The 16530-nt window shown below is 52.5% G+C and carries 19 protein-coding genes; 7 read left to right on the top strand and 12 right to left on the bottom strand.

Annotated elements, in window-relative coordinates:
- Positions 1–55: 55 nt before the first annotated feature.
- The 3 genes from HXY31_RS11595 to HXY31_RS11605 are packed head-to-tail and all read right to left on the bottom strand — an operon-like array spanning position 56 to position 3728.
- Positions 56–1594 (bottom strand): AMP phosphorylase, encoded by a 1539-nt coding sequence (locus HXY31_RS11595; protein WP_292643167.1) that lies wholly within the window; start codon positions 1592–1594, stop codon positions 56–58.
- Positions 1591–2895, bottom strand: a complete 1305-nt coding sequence (gene rbcL, locus HXY31_RS11600; protein ID WP_292643169.1) for a type III ribulose-bisphosphate carboxylase — start codon at positions 2893–2895, stop codon at positions 1591–1593. Before rbcL ends, HXY31_RS11595 begins: the two co-directional genes overlap by 4 nt.
- Positions 2892–3728: an S-methyl-5-thioribose-1-phosphate isomerase gene (locus HXY31_RS11605; RefSeq protein ID WP_292643171.1), complete on the bottom strand. Its 837-nt coding sequence runs from the start codon at positions 3726–3728 to the stop codon at positions 2892–2894. Before HXY31_RS11605 ends, rbcL begins: the two co-directional genes overlap by 4 nt.
- 428 nt (positions 3729–4156) lie before the next feature.
- On the opposite strand from HXY31_RS11605, the gene HXY31_RS11610 reads away from it, so the two are divergent.
- The 3 genes from HXY31_RS11610 (at position 4157) to HXY31_RS11620 (ending at position 6114) form a co-directional block, all read left to right on the top strand.
- Positions 4157–5179: a hypothetical protein gene (locus tag HXY31_RS11610; RefSeq protein ID WP_292643173.1), complete on the top strand. Its 1023-nt coding sequence runs from the start codon at positions 4157–4159 to the stop codon at positions 5177–5179.
- Positions 5180–5272: 93 nt separating this feature from the next.
- A complete protein-coding gene (locus HXY31_RS11615) occupies positions 5273–5812 on the top strand; it encodes a winged helix-turn-helix transcriptional regulator (RefSeq protein ID WP_292643175.1) in 540 nt (179 codons plus the stop codon).
- A complete protein-coding gene (locus tag HXY31_RS11620) occupies positions 5812–6114 on the top strand; it encodes a hypothetical protein (RefSeq protein WP_292643177.1) in 303 nt (100 codons plus the stop codon). The genes HXY31_RS11615 and HXY31_RS11620 overlap by 1 nt, the downstream gene beginning before the upstream one ends.
- Positions 6115–6122: 8 nt before the next feature.
- Here HXY31_RS11620 and HXY31_RS11625 read toward each other — a convergent pair whose 3' ends face one another.
- Positions 6123–7175: an alcohol dehydrogenase gene (locus HXY31_RS11625; protein WP_292643179.1), complete on the bottom strand. Its 1053-nt coding sequence runs from the start codon at positions 7173–7175 to the stop codon at positions 6123–6125.
- Positions 7176–7254: 79 nt separating this feature from the next.
- Between HXY31_RS11625 and HXY31_RS11630 the strand changes: the two genes are divergently transcribed.
- Positions 7255–7620 carry a hypothetical protein gene (locus HXY31_RS11630; RefSeq protein ID WP_292643181.1) on the top strand — a complete coding sequence of 122 codons (366 nt, stop codon included), beginning with the start codon at positions 7255–7257 and terminating at the stop codon, positions 7618–7620.
- On the opposite strand, the gene HXY31_RS11635 is transcribed toward HXY31_RS11630, so the two are convergent.
- The gene (locus tag HXY31_RS11635) at positions 7617–8999 is read right to left on the bottom strand and encodes an aspartate ammonia-lyase (RefSeq protein ID WP_292643183.1); all 1383 of its coding nucleotides are present in this window, start codon (positions 8997–8999) and stop codon (positions 7617–7619) included. The two genes, HXY31_RS11630 and HXY31_RS11635, sit on opposite strands and share 4 nt — an antisense overlap.
- Positions 9000–9039: 40 nt before the next feature.
- A complete protein-coding gene (locus tag HXY31_RS11640; protein ID WP_292643185.1) occupies positions 9040–9426 on the bottom strand; it encodes a hypothetical protein in 387 nt (128 codons plus the stop codon).
- A gap of 74 nt (positions 9427–9500) precedes the next feature.
- Here HXY31_RS11640 and HXY31_RS11645 point away from each other — a divergent pair, with 74 nt between their 5' ends.
- From HXY31_RS11645 to HXY31_RS11655, 3 genes are all read left to right on the top strand, one after another.
- The gene (locus HXY31_RS11645; RefSeq protein WP_292643187.1) at positions 9501–10430 is read left to right on the top strand and encodes a hydroxyacid dehydrogenase; all 930 of its coding nucleotides are present in this window, start codon (positions 9501–9503) and stop codon (positions 10428–10430) included.
- Between the two features lie 34 nt (positions 10431–10464).
- A complete protein-coding gene (locus tag HXY31_RS11650; protein WP_292643189.1) occupies positions 10465–10923 on the top strand; it encodes a 50S ribosomal protein L15e in 459 nt (152 codons plus the stop codon).
- Positions 10924–10993: 70 nt separating this feature from the next.
- The gene (locus tag HXY31_RS11655) at positions 10994–11506 is read left to right on the top strand and encodes a hypothetical protein (RefSeq protein WP_292643191.1); all 513 of its coding nucleotides are present in this window, start codon (positions 10994–10996) and stop codon (positions 11504–11506) included.
- On the opposite strand, the gene HXY31_RS11660 is transcribed toward HXY31_RS11655, so the two are convergent.
- From HXY31_RS11660 to HXY31_RS11685, 6 genes are all read right to left on the bottom strand, one after another.
- Positions 11497–12522: a methyltransferase gene (locus HXY31_RS11660; RefSeq protein ID WP_292643193.1), complete on the bottom strand. Its 1026-nt coding sequence runs from the start codon at positions 12520–12522 to the stop codon at positions 11497–11499. The genes HXY31_RS11655 and HXY31_RS11660 overlap by 10 nt on opposite strands.
- A 50-nt stretch (positions 12523–12572) precedes the next feature.
- Positions 12573–12959: a DUF6659 family protein gene (locus HXY31_RS11665; RefSeq protein WP_292643195.1), complete on the bottom strand. Its 387-nt coding sequence runs from the start codon at positions 12957–12959 to the stop codon at positions 12573–12575.
- A 91-nt stretch (positions 12960–13050) separates the two neighbouring features.
- Complete coding sequence (locus HXY31_RS11670) at positions 13051–14106, bottom strand: multicopper oxidase domain-containing protein (RefSeq protein WP_292643197.1); 1056 nt, start codon at positions 14104–14106, stop codon at positions 13051–13053.
- Between the two features lie 242 nt (positions 14107–14348).
- Positions 14349–14774, bottom strand: coding sequence for an HTH-type transcriptional regulator LysM (gene lysM, locus HXY31_RS11675; protein WP_292643199.1), 426 nt, complete (start codon positions 14772–14774; stop codon positions 14349–14351).
- Positions 14764–15945: an acetylornithine/succinylornithine family transaminase gene (locus HXY31_RS11680; RefSeq protein WP_292643201.1), complete on the bottom strand. Its 1182-nt coding sequence runs from the start codon at positions 15943–15945 to the stop codon at positions 14764–14766. The genes lysM and HXY31_RS11680 overlap by 11 nt, the downstream gene beginning before the upstream one ends.
- Positions 15942–16530: [LysW]-aminoadipate/[LysW]-glutamate kinase (locus HXY31_RS11685; protein ID WP_292643203.1), on the bottom strand; the 589-nt coding region annotated here is incomplete at its 5' end. The genes HXY31_RS11685 and HXY31_RS11680, both read right to left, overlap by 4 nt.

Below are 16530 nucleotides of genomic sequence, written 5' to 3' on the forward strand. Positions count from 1 at the left end.
GTCATCCATTACGAGACAGGCTTTATTTAACATGGAGATGCTCACAACAGCAGCCTTAGCGCTCCAGAATGAAGGCTTTTTTCGTTATCGGTATTTCCTTTACTTCGCGTATCAGCATTTCCATCCTATCGCCAACTCCAAATGGCTTTTCTTCCTGCAGGATTTTCTCGGCAAGCCCGAGTTTCGTCGCCTTTTCAGAGTATATTTCAAGTATCGGCTCGCCCTTCTCCACCTTCTCTCCAATTTTCTTATGAAGCAACACGCCTGCCTTCTTATCTTTTGGTGCTCCTGCTGCCCGCGCAATTTCTACGAGAAAGTTATTGTCCAGCCAGAGAACGATTCCTGACTTTTCGGCCTTTATGTCTACACTATATCGACCAATTTCGATATCGTCCGGTTGTATGTTGGGATTGCCCCCTTGCTGAGTTATTATCTCCCTCATCTTCTTTTCTGCTTTGCCGCTCTTGAGAATTTCAAGGGCGAGCCTGCCGTCGCCCTTTCCGGTCATCTCAAAGAGCAGCCCGCACAAATGTACGGCCTTATCGATAAGATCGGGTACAGCACCGCCCTGCAGTGCCCGAAGGGCCTCCCGTGCTTCCAGCGCAGGCCCTATTGCATGTCCAATGGGCTGCTCGCCGTAACTAATGATGCACTGCGTTTTGATGTCTATTCTTCTTCCAAGCTCTATGAAGTCTTTGGCAAGCAGGTTTGCATCCCCTATTGTCTTGACCTTTGTTCCACGGCCTGTAGGGATGTCGAGGGCCAGGAAATTGGCGTGCACAGCTCTCTTTTTTGCCATTATTGAAGGGAGAAGCATAGGGTCTATGGATAAAGGATACTCTACCTGTACAAAGACGTCATCTGCAGGAGCAAGATGAAGGGACCCTCCCCATGCGAAGCAGCCGTTGGTTTTCTCTACAACATCTTTCATCTCTTCTACGCCAAGGGTGACCGGCATCAGCACCTCTGCACGGTCTGCGCTTCCTGCAGCAGAGGTTATCGCACGCGACGAGGTCTTCGGGATAATGAGACCAGCGGCCGCAACTATCGGAACCACAAGCAATGTAGTCTTGTCTCCTGGTACCCCGCCTATCGAATGTTTATCACAAATAGGACCTTTTCCTATCTCCAAGTGTTGCCCTGTCTCGACCATGGCAACTGTCAAGCTCGTTGCCTCGTCCAGATCCAGACCCTGTTGCTCAAGTGCTATCACAAAAGCAGCCATTTCTACTTCGCTGAGGTTGCCTGCAACCGCGTCTTTTACAATTTCAAGAATCTCCTCGTAGTTTAGCTTCCTTCTTCTCAGCTTGTTTCGTATGTGCTGGAGCGATGCAGGAAAGTGGGCTGGCTCGACCTCTATTGTATCATTTTCCTTTATGCTTAATGACTTTGACACTTCATCATAGACTCCTACAATGCCTGCCTTCACAGATTTGGTTACTATGTTGACGATGGCGCTTATCTCGCGACCGTTGGATCTTAGCCTTATCCTTTCTCCACTTCGTACGCCCAACTCTCCTGCATCTTCGATGCTAAGAGTGACTACCGGCTTTCCTCCAGATTCTATTCCGAGGCATTTTGCTTGTAGCTTCATTTAGGTCTCCTGAAACCCCATTTCTTCAGAGCCTCTTTCAGCTCTGAATGGCCCTCTGCATATTCTCGAAGATCTATATTCTGATGATAGGCATCGATGGTCTGCATTACGGCCCTCGCTCCAGCCTCCGTCCCCATAGGATGGCCCTGCGTGCCGCCGCCAACCTGCGCAACCATGTCCGTCGTTTTGTAAATATCAAATATCTGCGGCAATAATCCTGGATGTAAGCCTCCAGATGCAACTGGCAGCATTGGTTTTATGCTGCCCCAATCTTGATGCAGCCGTAACATTGGAATTTCATTTACTTCTTTGGATAAAATCATATCCTTTGTAGCAACAATTGCCTTCTTGCTTCCTTCAAGTTTTCCTATTGCAGTTCCGATGTGCAGCTGGTCTACCCCGATAAGACGCATGAGCTTTGCCAGAAGGAGCATAGAAATGCCATGCTTTTCATTTCTCGTGAACATGGCATGCATCGCCCTATGCGCATGTATAGCCATATTGTAGTCATGTGCCATATTAGACGCTGTCTGGGCAGCAGTAAAGCCGGAGATCACGACATCTAGCATAAAGTATCTAAAACCATTATCGTATACCATCTTGATGCGCTTTTCAAGTTCTCTGAGGTCCGGCGCTGTCACATTAACGAAAGCCTCCTTGATCTCGCCGGTCTCTTTCTCTGCTTTATCCCGGACCCTTGCCAACGATTTTACTCGCTCAGAGAACCTGTTAAATGTTTGATTGGTCAGGTTTTCATCATCTTTTACACAGTCTATCCCGCCTCTCCATATGGCGTACGCAACCTTCTCGGCATGTTCTCTTGCAGTATAGCCAAGCTTTGGTTTTGGAACAACGGCCGTTATGGGCCCGCTTTTTTTCTTGAATATTCTCTTAATCGCGTCTACTCCAAAGGTAGGTCCTCTGAAAGATTTGACGTATTCCCTTGGAAACGCAACATCAACCAACCGAAGGTTATCCACGGCCTTCATTCCAAAGATATTGCCTGCGGGTCCTGCCAAAAACCCTGTAATGCTTCCTGGCTCGAAAAGAATACGTGGATAGGCAACCTTGCAGAAATCTCTGTTTCTCCAAAATGAATGGGCTTTCAACTTTGGCAACACTTTTGGGAGCGTGGCCAGAGTTGTCCATGTGCCCACAGAGCTCTCTGACGCAATTCTGCCCATTGCCTCCGTCTTTGAGATCCCATCCGCAGCGTTGAATCTAAACAGGCAGACAATGTCGTCATTTTTTGGAATGTATTTAGCATCTACGAAATCGGAATACCATTCGTTCTTTCTCATTTTAATCGCCTCATCAATTGCGAAGGTTTCATTATGCCCTCGTCTGTTACCACGGCAGTAACATATTGCCAAGGTGTGATATCAAATGCAGGATTTCTGATTTTTATTCCGCGCAAATTTCTTGCTGACGTCATCTTTCTGTAAATCTCCGCCGCGGGCCTTTCCTCGATTGTGAAATCCTTTCTTTTATCCAGCTTCAAAACATTTGCAACCACATAGAAGGGTTTTCCGTGATGTTTTGCCGCAAAGGCCAAGAGGCACGTACCTATCTTGTTGATAACCCCTTCTCTGCGCAAGGCGTCCGCCCCGACCACCACCATATCCGCGTCCTTCATGAAGTGTCCCATGGCGCTATCGAGGATAAGGGTCACTGGGATTTTAGCCCGCGCCAGCTCTTTTGCGGTTTTGACGCCCTGCTCAAGAGGTCGAGTTTCTGTGGCTATCACAGATACTTTCCTCTTATGGTCAAGACCATAGTGTTTTACAAAAGCCAAGGCCTCACCAGAGTGGCAGTGCGTCATTATAGTCGTATTGTTTCTTAACACTTTGTCCGAGTATCGCCCTATTTTTTCAGAGGACTTTGTCAGATATCCAATTAGGCGGTCCATGGACGAGATCTTTCTTTCCTTTTTTATTATCTCTATGCAGTTATGGAGCACAACGGCCGTCGGACGTACTTCCTTCAGAAGTTCGGCAACCTGATCAAATTTGCTGTCAAAACCCTGCTCCTTTGCAAAGTCGCGCAGAAATTTGAGGCCATAGATGGCTATCTCTTTTGCACCTTGCACCCGGACACTCTTGATCTCCTCTACAACATTCTCAAGAGAAGGCATATTTCCATATCCCATCGGTTATGTATAAGGATGTAATAGACATCTAGAATCATGTTTGTGTACCTGATGTTTTGACGACGCATTACCCAAGCATCGATGGGCCATTACCGTATGTACATTCACCTTTTTGACTTTCAGTGTTCCTCGTTTCCTTCATGCATCATGTGCCTGAAACAAAAGAGAAAGCCACCCGCGGCGCCCGCAACCAGTACAGCGAAGACGATAAAGCCCCAATCTATTGTCATTGATGTATCGTATATGGTTCGATATTATTAGCAGCGAGACTACATCGTAATGCACTGCAGTGGTACAATTTGCTAAAGTGTGCTCGATTTTCTTTGCCAGTATACAAAATGAAGCGCTTTAAGCGGCTTGTACCAAATTGTCTATAAGGCGTACGCCCCGGATTTGTTGCCGGACCGAGACTCGTGACAGACAAGAGGGTTTTCATCATTCTGGCAATCTCCGTGTCGTTCCTCTTTGTATCGCTGCCCCTCGACTATGCGTACGGAGCAGGAGGCCACGACCTTCCTCCTTCAGACATAGGCGACAGGCAGGCATTCCTGCGCTTTAATGCACCTTCCATTGCCAGCGGTTCTGAGGTATCCATGTCATATTCGCTGATAGATGAGTCTACAGGCAGCAACATACAGCATGTGACTTATTTTCTAACAGTCGTCGACCCTGAAGGCCAGAACGCATTTTCTGAGGTACTACACGGACATGACGGAACTGTAAACGTTGAGTTCAGGTCAGGATCAGAGGGGCAGGAGAATTACAAAATCAATGCAAACTATGACAACCTTGCTGCAAGCCACGTCGCCGATCAGGCCGGCCTCATAACAGTGGTTGGCCCGGTCTTTGATAACCTTGGCACCTACAAGGTCGATATCGAAGTGAGCGGCATCGACTTTGACAATACCTTTCTGCCGGAGCCCTTGAAATACGACTATACCCTGGCGATAGCCGAGGCGCAGGTCTTTGACGTTTCATATCAGGAAGCTACATTCAATGTCAATATTGTTTCGCCGTCAGCAGTTGAGGAAGTAACGTTGGAGCCCGAGAGGAAACAGCTTATCATCCAGTATCCTTCAGGAGAATGGCAGCACTTTGACGACTTTCGCGTGTATGTCGACATACCGAATGAAATGATGTATGGTCCGTTTACCGCTGTGTTCAACGGGATGGAGCTTGAGGTAAGCGAAGAAAGAAAAGACGACAAAACTACCACCCTTGTTCTGAATGGAACGCATCTTGATGTACTGATGAACGATAGTGCGGACGGAATGGAGGGGATGGACGTGAACGGTCCTGCCCAGCAACAAAATGCCATAGTGATAACTGCCACGTCGGCGGTTCCAGAGTTTCCATTAGCGCTTCCTCTTGCGGCCGCAGGACTTGGGTTGGCGATTGTTATTGCGAGAGAAGCCAAGAGAAGGCTGCTGTTTTAGCGAGTTGTACCGGAAGGGGCATTTTTCAGGCACAGCTGCAACAAACATCATATTTGAGCCCGCCCCACCAAACATTCGAGAGATACTCTCGGCATGTCTTCCAATCCCGATGAAAGCACGAAGGACCGCGTGTATGGATTCATAGCGAAACATCCCGGCTCTTACTTCAGGGAAGTTCTGCGATCGCTCAGAATAGGCACGGGCAACCTTCAGTATGTGATTGAGGCGCTAGAGCGTGAAGGGAGAATTACAGCAATCAGGGTCGGCTCCTACAAACACTTCTATCCGTCCGACGTGGATGAAGACAAGAAAAAGATTCTTGGCATTCTATCTCAGGAATCGCCGCGGGAAATACTGCTATTTCTTGCAAGAAGGCCGGGTGCCTGCCAGACGGACGTTGCCAGAGAAATAAAGTGCTCCTCGCCCACCGCTCGCTGGTATCTGGTCAGACTCGAGTCGCTTGGACTGATATGGAGCAGAAAACAAGGAGTAGAGGTGAGATATTATGCGAATACTTCTGTCCCAGAGCTGGCCAGCCTTCTAAAGGCCTACAGACCGAATGTCTGGAGCAGGTATGCTGACAGGATGGCGGACTTGATGAGGACTTTTGACGAAAGCGGAAGTGATGATTGATGGCAGGCTTGCTTGACTTCCTGCAGCTGAGCCACCATGGCTTCTGGTGGGAACTCTTCAGCCTTGCCAGTGCCGGTTTGGCCATAGCGCTGCTCGTCGTTGCTATCGTTGCCTACCGGAGGCACAGGCTGAGAAGGCTCCTCCCTCTTTCTATTGCTTTCAGTCTCTTTGCCGTGAAGGTCGGACTTCTGCATCTTGACAGTATCTATCCCATGCTGCAGGCGGAACTCGCAATTTCCTCTGTGGCAGCCGAGTTTGGCATGCTCTCAATGATATTTCTTGCAATGGTTAAAAAGTGGTGAAGAAAAAATCAGGGGTTGATTACGGCCCTGCCCACTATTTTTCGCGCCTTCAGCTCCTCAAGCGCCGTATTTGCCTCGTCAAGTGTGAACCTGCGCGAGACTATAGACTGCACCTTGCCCTTCTTTGCAAGCTCGACAAGGTCCACAAGGTCTGCGTACTTGCCGGTGTAGGCGCCTGTCAGCGTAAAGGCGCGCAGGGGCACCAGTGGCAGATTGAGCTCCATCGAGCCTCCAAAGAGGCCGACCATTATCATCTTGCCGCGCTTTCTCAGCATGTTAAACGTGTTTGGCGCCGTCTTCGAGTTGTTGACAAAGTCGATGACTGCCTCTGCGCCAAGGCCCTTTGTCAGGTCCTTGACTGCCTGCACCGGATCGACAGAGCCAGAGTTGATGATGTTGTCAGCGCCTAGCTTTTTGGCTTCTTCAAGGTTCTTTTCGCCAATGTCGACCACTGCGACTCGCGCCTTTGTTATCGCCTTGGTGATCTGGACTGCCATCAGCCCAAGGCCGCCTGCGCCCACGATTACAAGCGTCTCGCCGTCTTTTACTGCCGCCTTTTTCACAGCCGTGTAAGCGGTAAGACCGGAGCATGCAAGCGACGCGGCCGCGCTTGGGTCAAAGTCTCCAAGTTTCACAAGGTACTTGAAGTTTGGCACAAGCGCGTATTCGCCGTAGCCCCCGTCCTGGTATACACCAAGCGACCTTGGCGCGTCGCAGAGGTTTTCCTCGCCGGCCCTGCACGCGGGGCACGAGCCCTCGCCTATCCACGGGTAGACAAGCACGCGCTCGCCCTTTTGAAAACCTTTTACAGAATCGCCAAGCTCGGCTATGGTGCCGGCTATTTCGTGACCGGGTGTCAGCGGGAATTTCACGCCGCGGTCTTCGACCTTCATGAATACGCCCTGCGGTCCTGCGTAGCCTCCCTCCCACAAGTGCAGGTCGCTGTGGCAGACGCCCGCGCTCTCTACTTTAACCAGTACCTGGTCGCCCTTGGGCTTGGGCGTATCGATATTTTCAATTTTTAGTGGCTCATTCGTCTTTAGTATGCGCGCGACTTTCATGAGTTTGTCTTGCTAGGCAAGTAGTATTAAACTAAACGCATGAAACGCTTTAATTGCTAAAACGCACGTTTTTGTGGTGTTGAAAGGCGGTCCGGTCGCCTACGTCCTTGCGGCTATCAGCGTCGTCGGAGCCATCGCGATTCCTGCAGGGAACCCCATGTTCATCGACAGGGCAATCGCTGTCGAAGTGGCGTTTGTCGCCCTGACAGCCCTGACTTTTGCAGGCTACAAAAAGCAGCTGTACGCGTGCTTTCCGCTTGCCGCTCTTGTGATTGCAGGAAACTCGCTTGCGCCGCCGCATGTCGAGATAATGACCACGTTTTCAAAGCCCTTCAACGCAGTCATCCTGATACTCGGCGGCTACATACTGCAAGGCCTGCTGGTTGCGTTTGCGGCCCTCGAGATAGCAAGAAACCGCAAGGCTATAAGGCAGGAAATAAGCTAGGACCCGAGTATGCTCGACTTTGAAAGCGCCTTGTCCAGCTGAGCTTTGGTCATCAGCTTCTTTTCCAAGACCAGCTCGCGGATGCTCTTGTTTGTCTTGAGCGACTCTTTGTAGATTTCGGCGGCCTTCAGGTATCCGATATACGGGTTCAGCAATGTAACCAGCACAGGGCTCTTTTCAATGTAGGACTCGAGCCGCTCGCGGTTTGCCTTCAGGCCGTCTATCATGTGAGCCGAAAATATCGGCAGGAAATTTTTCAGCATGTCGGTAGAGTCAAGCACGCACTTTAGCATGCCAGGAAGCATGACGTTGAGCTCAAACTGCCCCGCCTGCGCCGCCATTGCTACAGAAACGTCGTTTCCAATCACGTTGAAGCAGACCATGTTGAGGCACTCTGCAAGCGACGGGTTGACCTTGCCCGGCATTATGGACGAGCCGGCGTGCACCGCCGGGATAAGAACTTCGGCAAAGCCGGCGGTAGGCCCGGACGCCATCAGCCTGAGGTCGTTTGCCATCTTTGTCAGCTCGATTGCAAGGTTGCGCAGGGCCGACGAGCAGTTTGCCACGTCGTGCTTGCTCTGGAGCGAGTAGAACATGTTAGGTGACGGCCTGAGGTCCAGCTTTGAGACTTCCGATAAATGCTTGATTGCAAGCTTGCGGTATCCTTTCGGCGTGTTTGCGCCGGTCCCAACCGCAGTGCCTCCGAGGCCGACCTCGCGCAGCTCGTCCATCGCCTCGCGCATCCTCTTTTGCGCCCGCTCTATGGAATACGCGTACTCTTCAAACTCGGCACCCAAAGTGACTGGTATTGCGTCCATAAGGTGCGTCCGGCCTATCTTGATGGCGCTCTGGAATTCCCTGGCTTTTTTGCGGAGCGACCTGACTAGTATAGTGACAGCGGCGTCGGTCTCGACCATGTTTGCCAGGATTGCGACGTGCATTGCAGTCGGGAAGGTGTCGTTTGACGACTGCGACATGTTGACGTGGTCGTTTGGGCTGACGATGTCGTACTGCCCCTTCTTTTTGCCCATTATCTCAAGGGCCCTGTTTGCGATGACCTCGTTGGTGTTCATGTTAAACGCCGTGCCGGCGCCCGAGTTTATCGCCTCAACCACGAACTGATCCAAGAGCTTTCCCTTCAGGATCTCGTCGCACGCCTTTACAATGGCGTCGGCCTTGCCGGCGTCAAGCGCGCCCAGCTCCTTGTTTGCAAGGGCTGCCGAGCGCTTTATCATGACAAAGGCCCTGACAAGGTTGACGTGTGCGCTCTGGCCCGTGACCTTGTACATCTTTTTTGCCCGGGACGCAAACGGCCCGTAGTATGCACTTGTTGGTACCTTTACCTCGCCAAGAGAGTCCTTGTCTATCCGAAACGACATCGCAATTGCTGGTGCGGTCCGGCGGTAATAAATTAATCGACTATGAGACCATCCTCGAGGCGACGAGGCGGTCTATCTCCCCTGCCTGTTCCTTCGTTATTTCAAGGCCGTGCAGGAGCGCAGGCCTTGTGGCTGCAAGGGGCGTGTCCTGAATTTTGATAGGCGGCAAAAAGCGCTCGACGCGCTCAAAGACTATTTTCCCGTACCAGTTGTTCTGCAGGCAGAGCTCTTTTTCCTGCTCGTCCATCTCGCCAAGCTCGACTGTCTTTTCAAAGATGCCTGCGCCTATCAGGACGTCTGCGTCTGTCTTGCTTGCAAAAAACAGCCTAGAGCCCTTTGCCCAGTCCCTGCGTATGCCCACGTACAGCTCGCGCCTTGTATAGAGGCGCCGCTCCTGGCCTTTTACGCGGAGCGCAAAGCTTGCCACGCCCACTGTTGCGGCGCCCCGACAATAAGCGTTTGCCGCAATAGATTATATTATCACCGTCATTCTCAACGCACATGCAGGCAAGCGGCAGAGTTCTCGTTTGCGACTCTATAGACCAGGCAGGCATAGACAGTATGAAGCGCGCCGGCCTGAACGTAGACTACAAGCCGGAGATAAAGGCAGACGAGCTTGTAAAGACGGTCAGGGACTATGACGTTATTGTCGTAAGGAGCAGGACCAAGGTCACAAAGGACGTCGTCGATGCTTCCAATGCAAAGATAATAGCGCGTGTGGGCGTCGGCCTTGACAACGTCGACACAAAGGCCGCAGAAGCTAAAAAGATCAGGGTGATAAACGCGCCCGAGGCCGCGTCAGTCGCGGTAGGCGAGCTTGCAATAGGGCTGATGATATCGCTTGCAAGGAGCATCCCGCGGGCCGACGCGGAGGCAAAGAAGGGCAACTGGATAAAGAAGGAGCTCATGGGCTCTCAGCTTTCAGGCAAGTACCTCGGCATCGTCGGCGTAGGGAACATCGGCAGGAACATAGGCAGGATGGCAAAGGCGCTGCGCATGAACCTGATAGGTTACGATCCGTACCCGATAAGCAAAGAGTTTGTCAGCGAGACCGGCATGATAGTGACAGACCTTGACACTCTTTTGGAAAGCGCCGACTTTGTCACGTGCCACGTGCCGTCGACCCCGGAGACAAAGCACATGTTCAACGCCGGGCGCCTTGCAAAAATGAAGTCGACTGCATTTCTGATAAACACCTCGAGGGGGGAGATAATCGACGAGAACGCGCTGTATGAAGCATTGAAATCTGGCAGGCTTGCCGGCGCCGCTCTTGACGTGTTTGAAGTCGAGCCTCCAACAAACAAGCAGCTGATCTCGCTTCCAAACGTGGTGTGCACGCCACACATTGGCGCGCAGACAAAGGAAGCCCAGGAGCTTGCGTCGACTGTGATTGCGGAGAAGATAATCCAGATCCTGCGTGGCGTAATATAGATTATAAAGGGCTGTAAAACAGGAGAGTGGTATAATGCACAGCTACATGGCCCAGACTTGGACCCGTATGTGGAAGCAGAACGCAGAGGAGCTAAAGTCAAAGGCCATCGCATGGAGAAAAGAGCCCACGATAAACAGGATTGAAAGGCCCAGCAGGATTGACAGGGCCCGCCGCCTGGGATACAAGGCAAAGCAGGGCATTGTAGTCGTGCGCATCAGGGTCGGCAGGGGCGGCATGCGCAAGCAGAGGCCGGTAGCAGGCAGGAGGCCCAAGCACCTTGGCGTCGTGCACATCAAGCAGGGCATCAGCATGCGCAAGGTGGCAGAGCGCAGGGTTTCCGAGAAGTTCCCCAACCTGGAGGTCATGGGCTCGTACTACCTTCACAAGGACGGCACGAACCTCTGGTACGAGGTTATTCTGGCAGACCCGAGCCACCCAGCGATATCGAAAGACCGCGAGATGAGGGGCCGGCTCAAGGCGTTTGCAAAGTAGTCGTTGTCTCGTTTTGCACTGCAGGATCTACAGGATAACTTATTTACAGAGAATTTACCTGTATTGAGCTATGAAGGTGTTCGTATTCGTGCTTGTGGCGATGCTTGCCTCGGCCGCGCTTTTGCAGCCAGCGTTTGCAGAAGGGATGCGGCAGGCTTCAAGTGGCAACTCCCTTGACATACTCGTGGAGCCGCGGTGGGACCAGGATCGCATGGCAGACCTCAAGTTCTCGTTTCTGCAGCCCGGCACCGACACCATACAGGTGCACGTAGACTTTGACGTAAAAGTGGTGGATAGCGGCGGAAACCAGGTGTTCAGCGCCGCGGGGCTTTTGGGATTTCCTACTTTGCACACCGCAGAGGGTGTGGTAGAGATACCGTACAGGTTTGAAGAGGATGGCAGCTACACGCTGGTCGTGGATGTCACGGGCATACAGTTTGCCCCCATAGCTCAGGAGACTGCCGAGTTTTCAGTCAACGTAACGCCAGAGTTCCCGGCTGGCGCGATGGCAGCAACAGTGGCAGCGGTTGCCGGCGCCATATCGGCTGCGAGGCTGAAGAGGCTTTTGCCGAGTCACTTGTAGCCAATCGCGATTTGCGCCGGGCCTGCAAGGGTCCTCTTTTCGATGTTTTTGAATCCGGCCTTTTTCAGCATCTCTGAAATCTCGGCAAACGAGTAGTTCCGCCCGCCGTTTGTCTCGATTATCATGTTCATGCCCATCATGGCAGAAGGAACTGGGCCGGTCTTGTCGTCGTTTAGCATCCACTCGCTGATTATCACGGCCCCTCCCGGGTTGAGGCTTGCGTAGATCTTTTTCAGCAAGGTGACGTCCTTTTCCTCGTCATAGTCGTGGATGATGTGCGACAGAAACGCCACGTCGTGCCCCTTTGGTATGTCCTGTTTCCAGAAATCAAGCTGCGTGGTCTTGACCCTGCCGGACAGGCCGTACTTGGCGATGTAGCCTTCGGCGACCTTGCACACCGGCGCAAGGGCGGCCACGGTAGCTGTCATGTTCGGGTACTCTTTGGCGACTTGCAGCGAGTACGCGCCCGAGCCACCGCCGATGTCTATCATGCTCTTGTATTTTGTAAAGTCAAACGCCTTTGCTAGCGCCATTGCCGGCCCTATGCTGATTCCGTGCATCGCGTGGGTGAACTTTTGTATCGCCTCTATGCCCTGCTCGTTCTTGGCGTCGTTGAAGAGGCTCTCCGCGTCGCCTCCCTTCTTTACCTCTACCGGCTTGTTGTTTGCAAGCGACCACGAAAGGCTGTCCCAGCCCTTGTAGAGCCGCTCGTCGGCCATCCTGACAAAGTCGCCCATGTACGCCGGGCTCTTCTTTGAGAGGAACGCGGCTGCGACCGGAGAGTTTGAGAACCTGCCGTTTTTTGCCTCAAGAAGCCCGACTGAGGCAAGCGCTGACGCAAAGACCTGCGCGGGCCGGCTCTCCAGCTTCAAGACCTGCCCGAACTCTTGCGCAGTGACCTGCCTGCCGTCAATCTTTGTAAAGACGTCCATCTCTACTGCGGCCATCAGGGTCTTTGAAGCAAAAAAGCCCGTGAGCATCTGGAACACCGGATCCGGAGAAACTTGACCTGACATGCTGTGGGGTTAAGGGTGTACCATATCTAAGATTTACTGTAAGGCACGAGCTACGCCGCGGCTTTGCGGGCGGACTCGATTATCTTGGCGACTTCGGAAGCAGGCGTCTCCTTGTCCATCGTTATGTAATAGATGTTGTCGACGTCGGCAAGGGTCAGTATCTTGACCCTCTCGTTCTCCGTCAGCGTGTATTCCGTCCTGCCTATTGACTTTTCAAAGCTCCTGCGCATCTGGCTCCTGGCTGCCTCGATAAAGTACTCGCTCTTTGCCTCCTCCGGCTTTAGCAGCGGGACGACTCCCTTGCGGAGAGACCCTGCCAGAGTCCGGCCAAACTTGTTCACAATGCCGGCGTAGCGGATGCGGGGCGATATGCCAAGTATGCTGTTGCATTTTTCCTTGTACCTGGCGGTATTGGGATCGGCGTGTGGTCGAGACATCGCACTAGTTTACAGCTTCAAGTATATGAAATCTTTGAAATGGAAGAAAAAGGAAAAAGATGTGGGCATTTAGCCCATCATCGATTTTCTATCAGGCTTCAGGAGCCAAGGAAACCATTGTGCCTTCTGGGTGATCATCGTCTGTGGAGTCCTCCGACGAGACGACTACAAACGCGGCGCCCTTCAGCACGTGGCTCATGTTGTGGTCGACGCCCACGAAGGTTCCTGCGGGGAATGTGGCTTCGACAACAGTCGAGGAGCCTGGAGGTATGGTCCAAGTCTCGTCCTGGAGTATCTGCCTGCCAAGGAAGTTGCCCTTGACGTTGCCATCCCTTACGTCGATCATTCCATTAATGAAGTGGAATCCGACGTAGCCGTTAGGACCTGGGTTGACGATGTACCATCTTGTAAGCTCGCCCGGCTTGACCTTGAAGACCTGCGCGTCAGGGTTCAGAGGTACCTGTGTCGATACTCCGATCCCCGGCACGTACTTGTGTGCCATGCCGTTGGTCAGGACCAGATCTGGGTCGTCAGCCAGAAGCTTACCTACGTCAAAGCTTCCTGTCACGCCTTCAGTGCCTGCGAAGAGGCCCTTGTCAGCGCCGTTGTAGATCTCACCGAAAACCATGTAGAACTCTTTTGCTGGAGCTTCTCTCACTGGCTTCACTATGATGCCACCGTACATGCCGTTGGCAATGTGCTCCCATACGCCAAAGAGGCCGTCAGCGCCGCAGTGGTACAGGAATGAGCCAGCAGTGTTTGCATGAAGTGTCCATGTCTTTGTCTCGCCTGGTCCTACGTTGCCAGAGAGTGCGTCGCCAATGCCTGCGTGGAAGTCGAGGCTGTGTATGGTGGTGCCCTCATTTACAAGGGTGATTTCGATTTCATCACCAACGTTGGCTACGACTGGCGGTGCAGGGATTGTACCGTTGAAGACCATTGCGTTGTACATGATGCCACCTGGATGCAGAGGATTGTCTGGAGCCACTTGGACTTCCATCTCGTCTGCTACCAAGGTGACATGCCTTGTCACGCCGGTGTGATCAGCTTGCGCTGACTGGAGCGGGGAGCCATTGAACAGGGGGCTGAAAACAAGACCCACTACAAGAATACCGGCGGCGATACCAGCTATGATCGCCTTGTTCATTAGGCTACGTCAAACTATGACAACTATATATGTCTTATACTGGACATTCATTTCGAATAGTTTTATGTCATTTTTTACGCTCAAGATGATTCATTTTTGCCGATAACGGGATGCGTGACACCTCTTACGCGCCGTGCGACATACTGCATTTTTGTGTATTATAGGGCAACACTATAGATCAGGTCTTAACAAGGCCTAATGTACAAGCTAGTGTCCATGAAAGGTGCAAGTGAGCCGGAGACTCACTTCATGGTCTTTAGGATTATCACGGTGTTGGTGTCAGACACGCCCTCTATCTTGCGTATGTCGTCGATGCACTTGTTTATCTCCGCTATTGCAGGGGCGGCTATTATGGTGGCGATGTCATACTGGCCGGTTATCTCGTAGACGACCTCGATGCCCGGCAGCTTCATCAGTCTTGACGACACGGCTGACGTGTCTGCAGTAGAGCTGACAGAGATGAGCGTGATTGCGCTTGTCTTGTCGCTTGCGCCAAGTTCTAGCGTGAAGCGCTTGATTATCCCCGACTCTACCAGGTTCTTGACGCGCCTTCGCACCGCCGATTCTGACAGCCCTATCTCGTTTGCAATGTCCACAAACGCCTTCCGAGAGTCTTCCTGGAGTATGCGGATTATCCTTTCGTCCGTCGCGTCTATGTTAGCTGACATTTTTCCTCTGTTCCTCCCTTGTCAATACACCGTCCATTATTTCAACTGCGCGGGAAACCGTCGATTCGTCCATGACAAGTGGCGGAAGCAGGCGCAGGATGTTCCTTCCCGAATACAGCATCAGCAGTCCTTGACTGATTCCGTCGAAAAGCACATCCTTTACCTCGAAGCGGAGTTCCACTCCAAGCATCATGCCAAGTCCGCGGACCTCGCGGATTATCTTGTGGCGCTCTTTGAGCCCTTCCAGCTTTTCCTTGAAGAACCTGCCTGTCTTGGCGGCGTTTTCGACAAGGCCGTCCTGCGTCAGCGCGTCCATTGTCGCAGAAGCGGCGGCGCAGGCAAGCGGGCTTGCGCCAAAGGTTGACGAGTGCTCGCCCAGTTTTATCGAGTCCATTATCTCCGGCCTTGTCAGCACCAAGCCCATCGGGACGCCCCCTGCTATTCCCTTTGCAAGGCACATTATGTCCGGCGTGGTGTTCCAGTTCTGGCCTGCCCACATCTTGCCCGTCCTGCCAAGGCCGGCCTGTATCTCGTCAAATATCAGCACCAAGTTCTTGCGGTTGCATATCTCGCGGATCTTGGGGATGAGGTCATCTGGCGGCACTATGATTCCGGTCTCGCCCTGTATCGGTTCCAGAATGACCGCGCCTATGCTGTCGTCTACTGCCTCTTCCAGCTTGGCAGGGTCGCTGTACGGAACGAACTTGACTCCTTCCAAAAGCGGCATGAACGACTTCCTGTATTTTTCGTTGTACGTCACTGAAAGCGCGCCAAAGGTCTTGCCGTGGTACGCGCCGTTCATGGCAATCACGCCGGATTTCCCGGTGAACTTGCGTGCAAACTTTAGCGCCGCTTCTACCGACTCGGCGCCCGAGTTTGTAAAGAACATCTTTGTCAGCCCGGGCGGCGCCTGAGCGGCCATCTTTTTCATGAACTCAAGTCGCGTCTCGTTGTACACCGACATGTGCGCGGTTATCAGGGTCTCGGCCTGTTTCTTTATTGCAGAAACAACGCGGTCGTTGCAGTGCCCGACGAGCGCGACGCCGTAGCCTCCCATGCAGTCGATGTACTCCTTGCCGTTGACGTCCCATATCCGCGCGCCCTTGCCCCTTGCGACGTTTACCGGGAAGCGTTGGTACAGCGTGCCAAGGTAGTTGTCCTCGCCGTTCATTTCGGGGTTATCACCGTGCAGTTGCTGTGCGCTATCGCAGACGATACAGGATTGTCGACCTGGCCGGATGCTATTATCGCTTCCTTGACCCCCATTTCAAGGGCCTCGGTGCAGGCAAGCACCTTCTTTTCCATGCCAAAGCCTATCTTTGGAAGTGTCTCCTTTGCCTGCTCAAGTGTCATCGACGTGACCAGCTTCTCGTTGAGCATCAGGCCGTTGACGTTTGTGATGAATATGACCTTGTCGGCCTTTAGTCCGCCTGCCACGTACGCCGCGGCCCTGTCGCCGTCCACGTTGAGAAAGTCAAACTCCTCTGAAAGCGCTATTGGCGATATCACCGGCACGTAGCCGCTTGAGACGAGGTGGTTCACAAGCGTGGGGTCGACCGCGTTTATCTTGCCCGTGTATCCGCCGTCTATCACCATCTTGCGGCCCTTCTCGTTTACTATCATCAGCTTTTTCTTGCGCTCGGCCTTCAGTATGCCGCCGTCTATTCCTGCGACGCCGACTGCCTTTATCCCCTGGCGCAGGAGCATTCCCACTATCGCCTTGTTTATCTTGCCGGACATGACCATCGTGTAGATC

Source organism: Nitrososphaera sp. (genome assembly GCF_013388945.1).
GTDB lineage: Archaea > Thermoproteota > Nitrososphaeria > Nitrososphaerales > Nitrososphaeraceae > Nitrososphaera.